Origin of the sequence: Mycoplasma struthionis, assembly GCF_003855455.1 — a bacterium.
In the GTDB taxonomy this organism is placed as follows: domain Bacteria; phylum Bacillota_I; class Bacilli_A; order Mycoplasmatales; family Metamycoplasmataceae; genus Metamycoplasma; species Metamycoplasma struthionis.
In genome coordinates, this window is the sequence record NZ_CP034044.1 from 56,549 (window position 1) to 73,537 (window position 16,989).

At 27.9% G+C, this 16,989-nt stretch carries 13 protein-coding genes; 5 read left to right on the top strand and 8 right to left on the bottom strand.

What is annotated here, in order from left to right; genetic code table 4:
* Positions 1–33 precede the first annotated feature (33 nt).
* Genes EGN60_RS03565 through EGN60_RS00235 form a run of 4 tightly spaced genes read left to right on the top strand, consistent with a single transcriptional unit; the run spans position 34 to position 3,329 of the window.
* Entirely contained in the window at positions 34–156 is a 123-nt protein-coding gene (locus EGN60_RS03565; protein WP_261368919.1) for a hypothetical protein, read from the top strand.
* 42 nt (positions 157–198) lie between these two features.
* Complete coding sequence (locus EGN60_RS00225) at positions 199–1,257, top strand: endonuclease (protein WP_124724104.1); 1,059 nt, start codon at positions 199–201, stop codon at positions 1,255–1,257.
* 57 nt (positions 1,258–1,314) lie between these two features.
* Entirely contained in the window at positions 1,315–2,628 is a 1,314-nt protein-coding gene (locus EGN60_RS00230; RefSeq protein WP_124724105.1) for a M20/M25/M40 family metallo-hydrolase, read from the top strand.
* Positions 2,628–3,329, top strand: a complete 702-nt coding sequence (locus EGN60_RS00235) for a pseudouridine synthase (RefSeq protein WP_245979664.1) — start codon at positions 2,628–2,630, stop codon at positions 3,327–3,329. Before EGN60_RS00230 ends, EGN60_RS00235 begins: the two co-directional genes overlap by 1 nt.
* On the opposite strand, the gene EGN60_RS03460 is transcribed toward EGN60_RS00235, so the two are convergent.
* From EGN60_RS03460 to EGN60_RS00245, 3 genes are all read right to left on the bottom strand, one after another.
* Positions 3,326–5,188 carry a cation-translocating P-type ATPase gene (locus tag EGN60_RS03460; protein WP_245979665.1) on the bottom strand — a complete coding sequence of 621 codons (1,863 nt, stop codon included), beginning with the start codon at positions 5,186–5,188 and terminating at the stop codon, positions 3,326–3,328. The two genes, EGN60_RS00235 and EGN60_RS03460, sit on opposite strands and share 4 nt — an antisense overlap.
* 8 nt (positions 5,189–5,196) lie before the next feature.
* Positions 5,197–6,222: a P-type ATPase gene (locus tag EGN60_RS03465; RefSeq protein ID WP_245979666.1), complete on the bottom strand. Its 1,026-nt coding sequence runs from the start codon at positions 6,220–6,222 to the stop codon at positions 5,197–5,199.
* Between the two features lie 104 nt (positions 6,223–6,326).
* On the bottom strand, positions 6,327–8,045 hold the full coding sequence (locus EGN60_RS00245; RefSeq protein WP_124724107.1) for an APC family permease: 1,719 nt from the start codon (positions 8,043–8,045) through the stop codon (positions 6,327–6,329).
* Between the two features lie 139 nt (positions 8,046–8,184).
* Here EGN60_RS00245 and EGN60_RS00250 point away from each other — a divergent pair, with 139 nt between their 5' ends.
* Entirely contained in the window at positions 8,185–8,724 is a 540-nt protein-coding gene (locus EGN60_RS00250) for an isochorismatase family cysteine hydrolase (protein WP_124724108.1), read from the top strand.
* 45 nt (positions 8,725–8,769) lie between these two features.
* Here the strand turns inward: EGN60_RS00250 and EGN60_RS00255 are convergent, their stop codons facing one another.
* The 5 genes from EGN60_RS00255 to rbfA form a co-directional block, all read right to left on the bottom strand.
* Complete coding sequence (locus EGN60_RS00255) at positions 8,770–9,237, bottom strand: hypothetical protein (RefSeq protein ID WP_124724109.1); 468 nt, start codon at positions 9,235–9,237, stop codon at positions 8,770–8,772.
* Positions 9,238–9,353: 116 nt separating this feature from the next.
* A complete protein-coding gene (locus EGN60_RS00260; RefSeq protein ID WP_124724110.1) occupies positions 9,354–14,384 on the bottom strand; it encodes a M60 family metallopeptidase in 5,031 nt (1,676 codons plus the stop codon).
* 13 nt (positions 14,385–14,397) lie between these two features.
* Positions 14,398–14,829, bottom strand: a complete 432-nt coding sequence (locus EGN60_RS00265) for a 23S rRNA (pseudouridine(1915)-N(3))-methyltransferase RlmH (RefSeq protein ID WP_124724111.1) — start codon at positions 14,827–14,829, stop codon at positions 14,398–14,400.
* Positions 14,829–16,649 (bottom strand): tRNA uridine-5-carboxymethylaminomethyl(34) synthesis enzyme MnmG, encoded by a 1,821-nt coding sequence (mnmG, locus tag EGN60_RS00270; RefSeq protein ID WP_124724112.1) that lies wholly within the window; start codon positions 16,647–16,649, stop codon positions 14,829–14,831. Before mnmG ends, EGN60_RS00265 begins: the two co-directional genes overlap by 1 nt.
* 1 nt (position 16,650) lies before the next feature.
* Entirely contained in the window at positions 16,651–16,989 is a 339-nt protein-coding gene (rbfA, locus tag EGN60_RS00275; RefSeq protein ID WP_124724113.1) for a 30S ribosome-binding factor RbfA, read from the bottom strand.

The following is a 16,989-nucleotide window of genomic DNA, read 5'->3' on the forward strand; positions in this document are numbered from 1 at the left end:
TATTGCTAGATTTGGAAATTCAAGGAGAATATAATGAGAAAAGACGTAAGATTAGCTAACAAAGTTAAAGCGGAAAAAAGAGCTCACAAGTTAGCTTTAGAAAAAGCTCGTGCTCAAAGAAGAGCAGCGAGATTAGCAGCTAGCGAAGCAAAATAATTCAAAGAAGCATAGGCTTCTTTTTATTTTTCTAAAATAAAAGTGTGCTACAATTTAAAGTATGAAAAAAATAAGCTATGAATAACATCATTATTTTTATCAGCCTCAGCAGTTATAGCACCAGCTGCAATTGCAATGTCATGCAATAAAAATAATGACTCAACAAAAACAAATAATAATTCAAATAATACACAAGGAACAAACCCTGGTTCTACAAATACAACCGATGCAAACAATAGTGAAGCAACTAATTTATTACCTAAAGCAAGCTCTTCAGAAAATTTAGTTTACAATAATCAAGATTCTTATTATGCATCTTTAGAAGGTCTAAAAGGAGATCAATTAAGAAATCAATTATTTACTTTACAAAAAAATTCTACAGGTAGTATTCCTGATTACAATTATTTATATACTACTTATAGAGATGCATTTGTTGATAAATATTATGAAAAAGATGGTTCAGTTTTAGATATTTATTCTGAAAAAATAGGAAAAGACCCTCAAACTTATACTTGAAAAAGTAGAGGAAGTAGTGCAAAAGGCGAAGGCGATGGAATAAACCGTGAACATATTATTCCTCAATCATGATTTGATAGACAATCTCCAATGATAGACGACGCTCATCATGTTTGACCAACAGATATTTTTGTAAATAAAGAACACAGCAATTATCCTTATGGAATTGTAAAGGCTGATAACTTTGTTTCAAAAAATGGAACTAAAGTGGGTAATGGTGAAGAAGATAATGGTTTAGTAACAGAACCAGCTGATTTATTTAAAGGTGATGTTGCTAGAGCAATTTTATATTTTACAGACACATATCAAGATAAAAACTTAGAAGCAACAAACGAAAGTAGAAGACTTTATAAAAGAGTAAATAATAGAGAAACTATAAAAGACAGTTTTAAACAAACTTATTTAAAATGAAATAAAGAAGATCCTGTTGATCAATTTGATTTAGATAGAAATAATGGAATTTACAAACATCAAAGAAATAGAAATCCATTTATTGACTATCCTGAATTAGTAGATGTTGTATTTAACAACAATAATGATTATGTATTTCACAACAAAGGAATTGCAATAAGTGTTAAAAAATAAACTCCTACAAGAGTTTATTTTTCTTTTTAAATGTATAATTAAAAAGAAAGGATTGATATGAAACAATTTATACAATATAAACAAGATCAAAAAGAATTTAACAAAATGGTAAAAGACATAGCTAATTTATGTGCTATACCCTCAATTTCAGTTGAATCAAAAGATAAAAAATACCCTTTTGGAAAAGAAGTAAATGATGCTTTAGATTATGTATTAAATCTAGCTAAATCATTTGGTTTTGATACATTTAAAGATAAAAATAATCAATATCGTTATGCTCAAATTGGAAAAGGTAAAAAATCAATTGGGATTTTAGCTCATTTAGATGTTGTGCCAGAAGGTGATAAAAGTCAATGAAAAACCGAAGCTTTTAAACCAGTTATTGAAGAAGATAAAATAATAGCAAGAGGTTCATTAGATGATAAAGGACCTACAATAATTAATTTATATGCTATGAAATATATTTATGACAATAAATTATTAAGCGATGAATGAAATATTAGAATCATTTTTGGTTTATCAGAAGAAACAACAATGAACTCAATGAAAGCTTATTTAAAAGAAAATGAATCACCTTATCTTTCATATACTCCAGATGGAGAATGACCTTTAATATTTGCAGAAAAAACTATTTATCATACTGAAATTAGTTTTCCTAAAATTGATAATTTAGAAATTGAAGGTGGTTTAGTAGCAAATCAAATTCCTGATATAGTTAACTTAGTTTATAAAAATAAAAAAGAAACTATAAAAGGCATTGGAGGACATGGTTCAACTCCTGAAAAAGGAGAAAATGCTATTATAAAAGCAATTAAAAAATTAGTAAATGATGATCCAACTTTAATAACAAAAGATTTATTTAAATTTGTTTTAACTAACTTCATGACAAATAATTATGAGCTTAAAAACATATTTTCAGGTTTTGAAGATTTTTCAGGTAAACTTTCAGCAAATTTAGGAATTATAAAAACTTTAAAAGATAGATACGTTACTTCTTTTGATTTAAGAGTTCCTGTTTCATTAAAAAAAGAAGATATACAAAAATATTTGAATGATTATTTACAAAAAACATTTAAAGGAAGAGTAACTGAAAATTTAGTAGGTTATAAAAACTCAAAATACATGCCTAAAGATAATGAAATGCTAAGAGTATTAATGTTAACTTATAATGAGGCTATGAAAACAAATGAAGAACCTTTAGCAATCGGTGGTGGAACTTATGCTAGATTGCTTGAAAACTGTGTTGCTTTTGGTTCAACTAAATATATGCATTTAATGCATGGACCTAATGAATATTTTAGTTATCAAGAAATAAAAGATTCATTAGAAATATATATCAATGCTTTAGTTAGATTACAAGATATTAAATAATGAAAATAAGAATAGAAAAAGTAATTGCTTCATTATATCCTTATACAAGAGCTGAAATAAAAGACTTAATTAAAAAAGGACTAATAAAAGTAAATAATGAAATTATTAAAAAACCTATAAATATAGACACTGAAAAAGATTTAGTTTATTTTGATAATGAATTAATAAAATATAAAGAATTTTATTATTATATGTTTAATAAACCTGCTGGCTATATTTGTGCTAATTATGATAAATATGAAAGTACTATATTTGACATTTTAGATTTAGATAATCGCCAATATTTTGCATACGGGCGGTTAGATAAAGATACAGAAGGTTTATTAATTATTTCAAATGATGGAAAATTAGGTCATTATTTATTAAGTCCTAAACACAAAGTTGCTAAAAAATATTATTTAAAAGTAAATAAAGAATTTACTGAAAACATAAAAACTTATACTAAACCTATTAAAATAGGAGAAGATGAATTTATAAAAGATTATCAGTTTGAATTTATTGATGATTTTAGTGCTTATTTAACTATTTATGAAGGTAAGTTTCATCAAGTTAAAAGAATGTTAGAATTTTTTAACTATGAGGTTATTTATTTAAAAAGATTAAGTTTTGGAAATCTTGTTTTAGATAAAAAACTTAAATTAGGTGAAATAAGAGAATTAAATCAAGATGAAATTGAGATATTAAAAAGTAGGGAAAATTAAACCCTACTTTTTTTGAAAACTTTTTTATCTCTTGGATCTTGAATTAGTTCAAATGATACTATTTTATGATCATGTTGATTCTTTTTATCTATAGCCATTAAAATAAGTTTGTGAATTGAATATATAGGAATTAAAACTAAAGGAAGTCCTAAACCTATTGCTATTAGTTTAGAGTGAGCAACGATGTTTTCATAACCATTGAATACTAAAGCAATTTTATTTACAAATACAACTAAAAATAAAAAGCCTAATGACATAAATACAGAAGCATATACTTTTCAATAGAAAATTGGATTAGACATAAAAAATGGTTTTTTAGACATTAAATTAATTGAGTTAAATGTTGCTGTAATACCTAAGACTAAAAAAGCCATTGTTGATGCCGCTCTTAAAACGCTATCAGCTGTAGCATTTGCTTGATTTACAGCATATAAAGCACCTAAATAATAAGCAACTAGTGAAAGTATACCAACTAAAATACCTTGTCAAAGAGTATTAATTCCCATACCTTTTGCAAATATTGATTCATATTTTGAAATAGGTCTTTTATTCATATAATTTTCTTTAGAATCTTGAAGACCTAATGCAATAGCTGGAAAACCGTGAGTAAATAAGTTAATTCATAATAATTGAGTAGCTGAAAGTATGTATATTTCTTCACCTTTTAAAATTTCAGCAAATTTTTGAGTTGAAAAAATTCCTTTAAAAATTAATAAGCCAAAGAATACTAAAATAATTTCAGCTATAGAAGTAATTAGTAAATTTTGAATTACATTTTTAATTTTTTGATAAATAGAACGACCGTTTTTAACTGCTTCAACAATAGTTGAGAAATTGTCATCAGCTAAGATCATATTAGCTGCTTGTTTTGATGCTTCTGTTCCAGTTATACCCATAGCACAACCTATATCAGAGGCTTTTAAAGCAGGCGCATCGTTAACACCGTCACCTGTCATAGCAACGACTTGTTTTCTTTTTTGTCAAGCGTTAACAATTCTTAATTTATCTTCCGGTTTAACTCTTGCATAAACTGAATATTCAGTTATGTGTTCAGTTAAATATTCATCAGATAAAGCATCTAATTCTAAACCTGTTATAGCTTTATCATTTTCATTATAAATTCCTAAACTAGTTGCAATTGCTTTTGCTGTGTTAATATTGTCTCCAGTAATCATTATTGGTTTAATACCAGAAGAACGACATATTTCAATAGCAGCTTTTGCTTCTTCTCTAGGAGGGTCTATCATTGCTACTAAACCTAGAAAAGTTAAATTATTTTCTAACATTTCTTCTTGTTTTTTAGCATCAAGTTTTTGGAATTCAGCATATTCTTTATCAGTTATTTCTTTGAATGCAACTGCTAAAACCCGATATGCTTTGCTTGCTCATTTTTCATTAATATTGTGTATTGATTCTAAATTAGTATTTATAAAATTTGTACATCTATTTACTAAAATATCAGGTGCACCTTTTACTAAAACTAATTTTTTATTGTTAACTTCATTAATTGTAGACATCAGTTTTCTATCTGAATCAAAAGGAATAACGTGAAGTCTTGGATTAGATTTTATTAAATCACTTTTAAAAACAAATGAAGAGTGTTTTTCTAAAGCATATAAGAATGCTAATTCAGTAGGATCTCCTGCTTCTTTATATTCATTATTTTGTAAAACTAAATTTGCTTCTGAACATAAAGAACCATATTCTACTAATTTAAGATGAGAATCATTATTAAAACCATTTTCAGAACTTATTTCATTGTTTGCAAATAAATCAACAATGGTCATTTTATTTTGAGTTAATGTACCTGTTTTATCAGAACATATTACAGCACAGCTACCTAAAGCTTCTACAGCCATTAGATCTTTTACAATAGCTTTTTATTGGCCATTCTTTGAACACCAATTGCTAAAATTATAGATGAGAATGCTATTAAACCTTCTGGAATAGCAGCAACTGCTAAAGAGATAGCATTTACTATTGTAGTTGATCAAAAAGCAGTATCAGCAAAACTTAAATGACCAGCTGCTTGGAAAATAATTTGTAATAATAAACTTGCTAAAAATAATCCTAAACCAGCATATCCAAATATTTTTCCTAATTTATTAATTTTTAATTGTAATGGACTTAATACTTCTTCTTGTTTTGAAACTAGTGTTGATATTTTTCCAAGTTCTGTGTTTTTACCAATTGCAGTGACTACAAAATAACCTGTTCCAGTGGCTGCAATTGAAGAAGAATAAACCATAAATTTTCTATCAGCCATCGGTTTAGATAAATCGCGAGCTTCTAAATAATTTTTTTCTGCTGGTTCACTTTCACCAGTTAATGAACTTTCAATTGCTGATAAATTCGATGAAAAAAGTAAATACCCATCTGCGGCAATAACATCTCCAGCTTCAATTAATACAACATCTCCAATTGTTAGTTCTGAAGAATTAATAGTAATAAGATTACCGTTTCTAACAACCTTGGCTTGCTGAGGACTAAGTTTTTTTAATGCATCAATTGCTTGTGCACTTTTTATTTCTTGAACAGCGCCGACTAAGGAGTTAGTCATAACAACAAACATAATAATAGAAGGTTCAATAAATTCTATTAATAAACGGTGATTATTTTCACTTCAATTTCAATTATGTTTGATTCCACTTATAATAGCAAAAATATAAGATAATAAAGAAGCAAAAAGTAAAATGATAACTAATAAATCTTTGAATTGTGCTAAATAAACTAAAAAAGGATTTATTTTTTTACTTTGCTCTAGTTCATTTAAACCATATTTATTTTGCCTTTCATTTACCTCATTATCATTTAAACCAGTTTTTAAATCTGTAGCTATATCAGATTCTAAAACTTGTATTTCTTTAATATCCTCTAATTTGTTTTTTTTCATTTTTTCTCCTATTTATATCTTTAAAAATTGTACTATATTTTTAAATAAAAAAATAAGAAAAGCCAACGCATAGCGTTGACTTTGAAAGTTGAAAACTTTTACAATTATAGTCCGTATGTTGCTAAAACTAAATTGTTTAATTCTGCTCTTTCTTTGTAATCTTGCATTACACATGGGCAGTAGTATTCTCTTTCGTGAGGACAAATGTTTCCGCTTAGAATTCTATCAAATCTTTTCTTGTTTCAAATAGCAATTTGTTTTTCAATTGGAGTTGATAAGAATGTTACAACTAAGAAGAATAAGAATAGTCCTGAAGTAGCAACATTACTAATTAAAGCGTTTCTTACTTCGCCGTCTTTTGTAGTAATGTATTTAACTGAGTTAATTCCCATTGAAATAAATGGATCTAAAACGTTAAATAACATTGTTAAAGTAATAATAACTACTGATGAAATACCTGCTCAGTATAGGTGAGGAGTTTTTTCTACAGCTACTCTGTTAGATTTTCTATTTAAAATAGCTCCAACGATAGCAGCACAAATAAACATAAATGCAAAGATTGCCATTCAGTTAGACATTAAGTCTGAGAATGATAATAATTGTCCAATTTTGTATCCGTAACCATCACCGTATCCACTAGCATCGATGTAAGCGAATGCACCAATAGCCGTGAATAAAATCATAATTGGTAATGATAATGCTAAACAGAAGAATGCTCCAACTCATGGAGTTTTTGAGTTCTTTAAGTATCTGTAAGCTGATACAGGAACAAAAATTTCTCCTTCTTTAATTAAGTCTTCTACGAATCTTGTAGCTCACATTGTGAAACCGTTTAGAATTCCTAGAACACCGATAGCAATTAATACGTTAACAACACCAAATACTCATCCAGCTTTTTTAACTGTTAGTAAGTCTTGGAATCCGTAGAAACCACCTGTTCCAGCTCCTAATGTCATTGCTGTAGCAATAACAATATATAGAACGGTCATTGATAATAAACCAATTGTTAATGCTAAAGGAGTTTTCTTAGGTTCTTTCATTTCTGATTGAATACCAGCTGTTACATAGAAACCATCAAATGCAAAGAAAATTGCACCTAGTGATGAGAATGTAGCAAAGAATGGTGATAGACCAAAGAATGATCCAGCATTTTTATCAAACAAGTCTTTAGCAGTTACATTTTTTCAGAATGTTGAAGGTAGTAATGCTGTTTTTTCTTCGTTTGCGTGGTTTCCTAAAATAGCAAATGCAATACCGATTGCAACAACAGCTACTAAAGGAATAAATTTAACTGAAGTAATAATTCAGTTTTGAACGTTTCCAGCACGTCCGCTAATACCTGCTGAGAAAATCATTCATAAGGTTAATACTAAACCAATTGCAAAATAAATTCATGGTGCACTTGATGTGCTTCCAATACTTGGGTTGCCTCCAAATCCAGAAATACCATCTTGGAATTGTAAAATAACGTAGTATGGCATGAAGAAATATGTAAATGGTAGGTATAGATAAGTCATAAAGAATTTTGTACCTTTATAAATGTAAAGGGTTGTGAAAACTTTAGCTCAACCTATCATACCAAGGTTGTCATTACGACCTGAAGCAACTTCAACTAGTGCTAAGGCCATAGTTACAACTGCGAAACCTGCGATCAATCAAACGATAGCAGCTCAAGCAATGTTACCAGCTGAATTTTCCAAAACAGCTTTAGATCTTAGAAAGATCCCGACACCGATTGAAGAACCAAGCACTACTAAAATAGCTGAAAAGAAGCCAATTTTTTTAGAAGGACTTGAAGTAACAACTAATTGTTCTTCGTTCATAGTTTTCCTTTCTTAAATATATATTTAAAAATTTAATAGATACAAATCGCAAATTAAACGCTGTATCCATTTATAATTATAAAAGTTAATATTATTTTGATACTAAAAAAAGCAAAAAAAGACATAAAAAAGGAACAATATGAAAAAAAATGCAATTTTTGTGGTTGATATGGTAAATGGTTTTTGCACTTCAGGAAGTCTTGCTAGTCAATATATTGCAAAATTAATACCTGCTCAAAAAGATTTTTTAGAAAAAAAAGTAGCTGAAAATAAAAGTAAAATTATATTTTTATGTGACGCTCATAGCGAAAATGATATTGAAATGCTTAGCTATCCAATTCATTGTTTAAAAGGTTCTTTTGAAAGTGACATAGTTAAAGAATTAAAACCTTTTGCTGATCAAATAATTTATAAAAACACAACTAATTCATTTTTTGCAATAGATAAAAAATTGTATGAAGAATTTAACAGTTATGAAATAATTGGTTGTTGTAGTGATATATGTATTTTACAGTTTGCTTTAAGTTTAAAAATGTATTTAAATTCAAAACAAATTAATAAAAACGTTATTGTTTATGAAAATTTAGTTTCAACTTTTGATTCAGAAAATCATAATAAAGATGAATTTCATAATATGGCTATTAAATTATTAAAAAACGCTGGTATATTAATTAAATAAATTTAAAAGCTAACATCATTTGATGCTAGCTTTTTTTAATTATTATTAATATGCAAAGAAGTTTAATGTTAATGGTTTGTCTTCTTTATTTACTATTTTTACAATGTGTTCTTTGTTAGGATCTAATTCTGAATCAGCAAATGTATATAGTCAGGCTTTTTCTTCAGTTCTGTTTGAAGCTGTAGAGATATTTTCAGCCACTCTTTGATTGTTGATATAAACGTCAAATGAAGAAGCGTTAACATCTTTTTTACCTATTAATCTAAATTGATTTGATTTTAATTTAAATTCTAAATATTCAAATTCTTTATTAGATTGTACGGCATGACCATTAAATGAAGCGCTAATTCCTGGATCATTGTTGTCTAGTAAATTTCACTTACCAAAATATTGAATATCCATATTATTTACTGGTAATACTTTAGTTACTTCTTTAGTTTCCAAACCTAATCTAATATCACCAATAATAATTGCCGTTGTTTCACCAACTGCTTTTTTTCTATATACATCCATAACTACTTTTTTAGCCTTGTATACTTTGCCTAATTGAATTCTTCATGCAGAATATCCAGCAGGTTTGTCATTAGATCTTCCATTTGTTGGTTCTAAGAAAAATGGATCTAAATTTATTACTTCGCCTTTTTCGTCTGAATTTGAAGATTATATTGTTTTGGAACAAATTTTCATTGATCTCAATGTTTTTTAGGAAACACGTCAAAATATGAAATTGAAGTAGGTTTTTCAAATGTTCAAACAAATTGAGACTCATCAGCTTGTCAATTTTCATATTGAGTGTCTTGATTATTATCTGCTACTCTAGTAATCCCTTTATTTTGTGCGCCGTTTGGCCCACTAGCGCTAAATTGATAACCACTTCTAATATAATCAGTTTTTGGTGTTTGTCTGAATGCTAATTTAGGATCTATTGAATGTTGATCTTTTAATCTTAAATGATATTTGTATTTATCATCATTTAATATCTCATTAATCTTACCTCTGTAAACTTCTTCTGGTAATTGATCACTTAATGAATAATCTTCAAAGTAATATTTTTGATTATCTTTTTGTAAATAATAGTTTGCTCTACCTTCCCCACTTCAATTGTAGGTAATTATTTCAATATTGTAAATTTCACCCTTTCTAAATTCATATGAACCTATCTTTTTATAATCGTTTGTTCTTTTCTTAACATCTAAAACTTTTTTATCGTTAATTAATATTCTACCAAAATCATCAACATTACCGATTATATCAAATTGACCATTATCAGGGGCAACAAATTTTAATTTTTCTATTATTAATTTTCTAGCAAATTTTTCAGGTTGTTTTGAATTAAATCTAAAGTAATTTATATCGCCTGTTTTATAATCCATTACTGCTATTTTTGGAACAGATTTCATGGCTTTATGTTTGTCTAAAGCTGAATCTAGAGAACCAAATGACAATCCATTTTCAGGCTGTATTGTATCGTAAATATAAAGTGTAGGTTTATTTAAAACATGTCTAATTTTTATTTTAAATTTGTATCCCGGAACATATTTAGTAGGTTTACCATCTCAATTATCAGAAGGTATTATAGTTACATCAAACTCATCATTTCTATCTAAATATAAATTATTTGGAGTATATAAAACTCTCTTTTTAGAAGTGTCTCCATCTACATATTTTAAGGTACCACCTCATTTTGTAGTTGGTTCAAATTGTACTTCTTTAAATCTAAAGTTTTTATTTACAGAATTAATCGCTTTTTCAAAATCAAATGTGTAAGGTGTACCACCTGGTATTTCAAAAGGTGCTTGTGTGTCGGATGTATATTCAAATTCTTTTGTTTGTGAATTGTAAAAATATTGACCAGCAGCATAAATATTACCTAAGAAATCCATTGCTGGATATTTTTCCATTTCAGCAAATTTAGCAATTTTGTCTTGATTTGGATATTTTTCTAATAATTTATCTAAAGCTGCTTTAGCCACAAAATAATCTATACGAGTATCATCTAATTTTGAATTTATGCTTTCTCTTTCTGCTTGTAAACGTTTTTTTTCTTCTCCAGTAGATCTTGAATAATTTTGACGTCAAACATCCAAGGCCTGAATAGCCTCATCATTAGCTGCTTTAGCTTTATCAGCTTTCTCTTTAGCTGCATTGATTTCTTCTGAATGATCTTCAATATTAGGGCGATACGGTAAACTATAAGCCATAGTTTTACCTGTTTTAACTAATGTTTTATAAGGTAGTAAGGCATAATATAAGTTTAGTTTGAAAAACTTAGATAAATAATTCACAGTGTCGATAGGATTACCACCTTTTTTATCATCAATTCATGATTTTCCATTAGCTGCTGAAGATTTAACTCAATTTGCAAAATTATCAGGACCTAAATTATAAATCATGTTTGAATACATAGCATATCAAGAAGCCCCTACCCAAGATAATGCTGTAGAATAACCACTTGCTAAAATTGATCAGTCTCTTGCAAATGAACCGTCAACATTTTCTAAGTTTCTTAGTCTGCTTCCATCATTTAAATAAGATAAGTTATAAACAGAAGGAATATTAGTTCAGCCATGGTCATTTACACTAAATGGGTCTTGATTTGCTTGGAAATTATGGTTAATTTCATGATAGTTACCTCAACCACCAAAATTAAACTCATTATTTTTAGTAAAGTAATTAGTTGACCATCCAATAGGGGCTCAAAGGTTTCCACCACCACCTCATGCACCAGCACCACCCCAAACGTCATTACAGTAATTTAAGGCGATTTTTGGTCCACCGTAATCATTTCATACTTGTGATCCACGGTAGAAACTTTCTCATTTCCTCATAGCTTCTTCAGGGAAAGTTAAATCATCAAATTTAACTCCAGCTACTCTATCAATATCAGTAAATGGTGTAATTATAGAATAGAAATAACCATTTAAAGATGCAACTGAAGCATTTATTTTGTTTTGTTTTAACATTAACACTTGACGATCTCAATCTTCTTTTGTAGTTAAACCATAAACATAATGTAAGTTTTCTACTACATTATGAACTATAAAATCTAACGACATTTTTCCTCTATCATCGCCAAAATTACCAATTTCAGCAGTTATTGAACCACCAAAAGGAGAACCAATTTTTATTCTTCTTGTTGCAGGATCAATTTCTGAAAACTTGTATGTAAAATTGGTTTGAACAAAAGGATATCTGTTTGAAATTCTACCAGAGTCATTAAATGCTCTATTATCTCAGTAATTTTTATTTAATGTAAAACTAATAGGTAAATTATCTTTAGTATTATTACCATATTTAGATTTTAAATACGCATAAGTTTCTGGTGTAAATTCAATCTCAGCCACTTCTCCAGCTGGAATATATACACCTAATGCATTAGGACCTGAGATTTGAGTACTAATAAAGAATTCTTTTTCAATGGCTTGAGTGTCTTCTGTTATTTGTCTCTTATATCATAAATCAGCAGCTGGGTGTTTTTTCAAAATATTGTTTGCAATTTGTTTTTTAATTCAAGCGGCATTATTATATTTAACTGGTTGTCCATTTTCATCCAATTCTTGTGGAACTCTTTCATTAAATACTAGATCTGAAATATTTAAACTATTGTTTGTTGATCTTGTAGGTATTGTAATAAATGAATTTGAATTATTTTTCCCACCTTCGTAGTTATATTGTCAACCAGGGTATTTAAAACCATATTGTGCATATGTTTTTAACAATTCAGTTTCATAAGTTTTATTATTAGGAGTTCTATTCTTATAACCTAGAATCTTTTCACTATATGTTGTAGGATGAATAGTATCTGTCATTTTAGAAGCAAAAACTGGGTTTAAATTTCTGTGTTCTAATTCTGAAATAAAAACATTATTTGTTTTTCATTTTATACCGTCTATTGTACTTAAAAGTGCATGATACTCACCTTTTTCAGTTACAGGTGTTTTGTTAATTACATCTCCTTTGTGCACTTCGGTATCATATAAAAATCACTGAGTTTTAAAATTATTAGTGTGACCTTTTAAATTTAATGCTATTTCTCCCTGGCCTTCTAATAAAAGCCCTCTATCTTTAGCTACTAAATCAATTTCTTGTAATGGGTTCTTTTTATAAACAATAATATTGTCAAAAGTTTTGTTAGCTGTATATGAATCTTTTTGCGCCACAACTTCTAATTTATAGGTTGCATTAGCATTTAAATCAGAATTCAATATAAATAGGTTTGGAACATTTGATTCATAAACTAAAATATTGTCTTTGTATCATTTATATGATTTTATTTTTAAATCTTTTGAAGAAGGAATAAATGTAAGACTTAATCTATCGTCATTTGATAAGAAATATCCATTATTTGAAACAACGACAGTTGAAGCATCTAATTTTTGTTGTAATAGCGTTTGTTCATTAGTTGATGCTGTAAAACCGTCTATTTTTAATTCTTTTGTAACAGTTGATGCTACTTCTGAATTCTTTTGTTTAATTTTAAAAGTTACATTCAATACACTACCGTTTGGTTTTAATTGAAGATCTTTAACTTCATATTTGTTTTCATCTAAATTTGTAAATTGTAAGTTTTCTTTGCGAATAGCGGTAGGATCACTTTTTTGAATACCAGTTTTCAAAGCAACGCCTACAGAATCAATTGAAGTATTTAGATTATCTTGAATTGAAAAGTTTTGCAATCTTCTAATTTCAGGCTGAGCTACGATTGCATCTTCTGCACTTTGTATTGTTACACTATTTGTGATAAAACTGATACCTTCTAAATTTGTAACTTTTGCTTTATAAGTTCCTGATGATGAAACACTTGCCACATTAAATGATTCAGCTCTAAACGCTTCATCGTTAAAATATCAAGTAGTACTTAATGATTCAGTGTGAGAGCCTAAATTTAATGTTAATTGAGCTTTGTTGTCAATTAATTTGCCTCCATTAGAAGCTGATAAAGTAATGTTTGATAATGGGTTTTGATAATGAACTGTTTGAGTAAATTTTTTAGTAAAACTTTGATTTTCAATTGAAGCTGTAACTTCTAAAGCTACTTCTGCGTCTGCTGTTATAGATGAACGAGATAAGCTAAAAGTGTTTTCAGTTGAAGCTTGTTTTTGACCATTTAAATATCAAGTGTATTTAGTTGGTTGGATTTGATCACTAAATGGTGCAAATGATAAAGTCATTGGACTGTCATTGCTTTCAAAATATCCATTGTTAGTCATTGCAATAGAAGATTTTTCTAATGCTTTTTCAAAAGAAGAAATTCTTACTGCGCTGTCTTGTTTAAAACCTGATATTTCTAATTTTATTTTGTCTGAAATTAAAGAATTGTCTGAAGTCATTAAATTAAAACTAATAATTATTGAATCTTCTTGAGCTAATAGTTCTGGTTGAGCAATTTTAAATTTTTCTTTATCAAAATTGTCAAAAACTATTTGATCAATTGTTACGCTTTTAGTAGTAGTTTGTGCTTTGTCTCCTTTAAATGTAACACTAACTTTTCTAGCAGCTTTATTTAATTCATCTAGTCTTTCAAATGCTTCATTATTATTTGTTGAAATTATCTCTACTTTTTTATGAGGTTTTATACATGATAATGCTAAAAAACCTGTAGTAGCCATTAATGGTGTGATTGAAAATAATATTTTTTTCATTTTCTTTGTCTTTTTCATAATTTAGCCTGCTTTATTTATGATATTTAATATTCTTTATTATACTAAAACCTCGGTAGATTTGTTCAACTAACATTACTCTAAATAGTTGATGTGGAAAAGTTAGATCCGAAAAGCATATTTTATTTGTAAAACTTTCTTCATTAACTCCGTTTGAGCCACCGATTATAAAAGTTATATTATCTTCTATTAATAGATTTGAAAATTCTTCGCTATTCATTTTCTTACCTCTTAAAGATAAATAATATACTTTTGAGTTTTTAGGAATTTTTTCTAAAATATTTTTCGTTTCTTTATCAATTTTTTGATTTATATTTTCTAATTGTTGTTCTTTAATTTCAATTAAATTTATAGTTGCAAAAAAGTTTATTTTTTTAAGGTATTGATCATATAAAACCTTATATTCTTTGCTAAGTGATCCAACTGCAATAATATTAATTTTCATTATTTTCTTCTATTATTTAAATAAAACATTAACATTTGAATATCAGCTGGATTAATGCCACTTATTCTTGATGCTTGTCCTATTGTTGTAGGTCTAATTTGTGATAATTTTTGTTTAGCTTCTGTTGCTAAATTTTCGACTTGATAATAATCAATATCTAAAGGCAATTTTAGTTTTTCAAGTCTAATCATTTTTTCTGCTGTGGATTCTTGTTTTTTTAAATAACCAAACAATCTAACTTGAATAGTTATTTCATTTTTATATAAACAATCTTCTCCAAGTACATCAACTGGGTCAGTTTCTGGATTAGCTAATAATTTTAAATATGAAGATCCGTTTGTGACGTTATATTTAAGTCCTAAATCACTTTTTGAAGACACATATTTGTCTTTAAGTTCTTCTATTTTTTTCTGAATGTATTCATATTTGTTGGCTATTTTTTTATACTCTTGCTCTGAAATCATATTATTTTCATAAGCATATTTATAAAGTCTTTCGTCAACATTATCATTTCTTAATAATAAACGATATTCAGCTCTTGAAGTTAACATACGATAAGGTTCATTAGTTCCTTTTGTAACTATGTCATCGATTAAAACGCCGATGTATGCATCACTTCTTGCTATTTCTAAAGCTTCTTTATTATCTAATTTATTAGCTGCGTTTATACCTGCAATCAAACCTTGAGCAGCAGCTTCTTCATATCCACTTGTTCCATTTGGTTGACCTGCTGAAAAGAAGTTAGATAAATGTTTTGATTCTAAGGATTTAAATAAATCTAAAGGATTAATTGCATCATATTCAATAGCATAGCCAAATTTTTGAATTCTAGCATTTTCTAAACCTGGAACTGAAGCTATCATTTCTTTTTGAACTTCAACTGGCATTGACGTTGAAAGTCCATTTATATACATAATGTCACCTTTAGCTGTTTCTGGTTCAAAAAAGATGTGGTGAGTATCTTTTTCTTTAAAACGAACTATTTTATCTTCAATTGAAGGACAATATCTAGGACCTACTCCAATTATTATTCCTGAATATAATGAACTTTTATCTAAGTTATTTAAAACGATTTCTTTTGTTTTTAAAGTTGTATGAGTTAGATAACAACAGGTTTGTTTATCTAGTTTAATATTTGATCTACTTGAAAAAAATAAATCGTTTTCTTCTAATTCTTCTTTTTCTACTTTTGAAAAATCGATACTATCTGTATAAATTCTGCAAGGTGTTCCAGTTTTTAATCTAATAATTTCAAAACCATATTTTTTTAAATTATTTGAAAGAGTTTCACTTCTTTTTTGACCATCAGGTCCATCATATTTAATGTCTGTTCCTCTTAAAATTCTAGAGTTCATATAAACTCCAGTTGTCATAACAGTAACATCTGATAATAATTCATTGTGGTTTTTTGTTATAACACCTTTACATTGTTTATTTTCAACAATTAAATCTAAAACTTCGTCTTCAATAAGTGTTATATTTGGCTGTTTTTTTATATCTTCTAAAATTAATTCTGAATATTTATCTTTATCAATTTGAGCACGTAAAGATCAAACGGCCGGTCCTTTTGAGGAATTTAACATTTTGATCTGAATCATTGCCTTATCAGCAAAAAAGCCCTGCATACCACCAAGAGCATCAATTTCTCTAGTGATAATACCCTTTGCAGAACCTCCTATTGAAGGGTTGCAAGGTAGCATGGCTATTTTGTTTTGATCTAATGTTATTAAGGCCACTTTAAAATTTCTATGTGCTAAAGCATAAGTTGCTTCAACACCAGCATGGCCACCGCCGATGACAATTGCATCGAATTTTTGCATTCTATTCTTCAGATTCTTTTATTTTATTTAAAATATCTTCAATTTTAGCTGCGTTACGTTCTACTTCGTCAAGAATAAATACAAGTTCAGGTAATTTTTTATATTTTCAGCTTTTAGCAACAACTGATCTAATAAATGGAGTCATTGCTTCTAATTTTTCTAAATAACGTTTTATATCTTTAAATAAAGTTACATATACTTTTGCATGAGATTCGTCATTTGACAAAATAACTTCATTAATTGAAATGTTAGTTACGTCAAAATCTTGTAATTCATAAAAACTATTTCCGATTAATTCTAATAATAATTGAGTTTTTCTTTCGTGATTAATTTGGTTCAT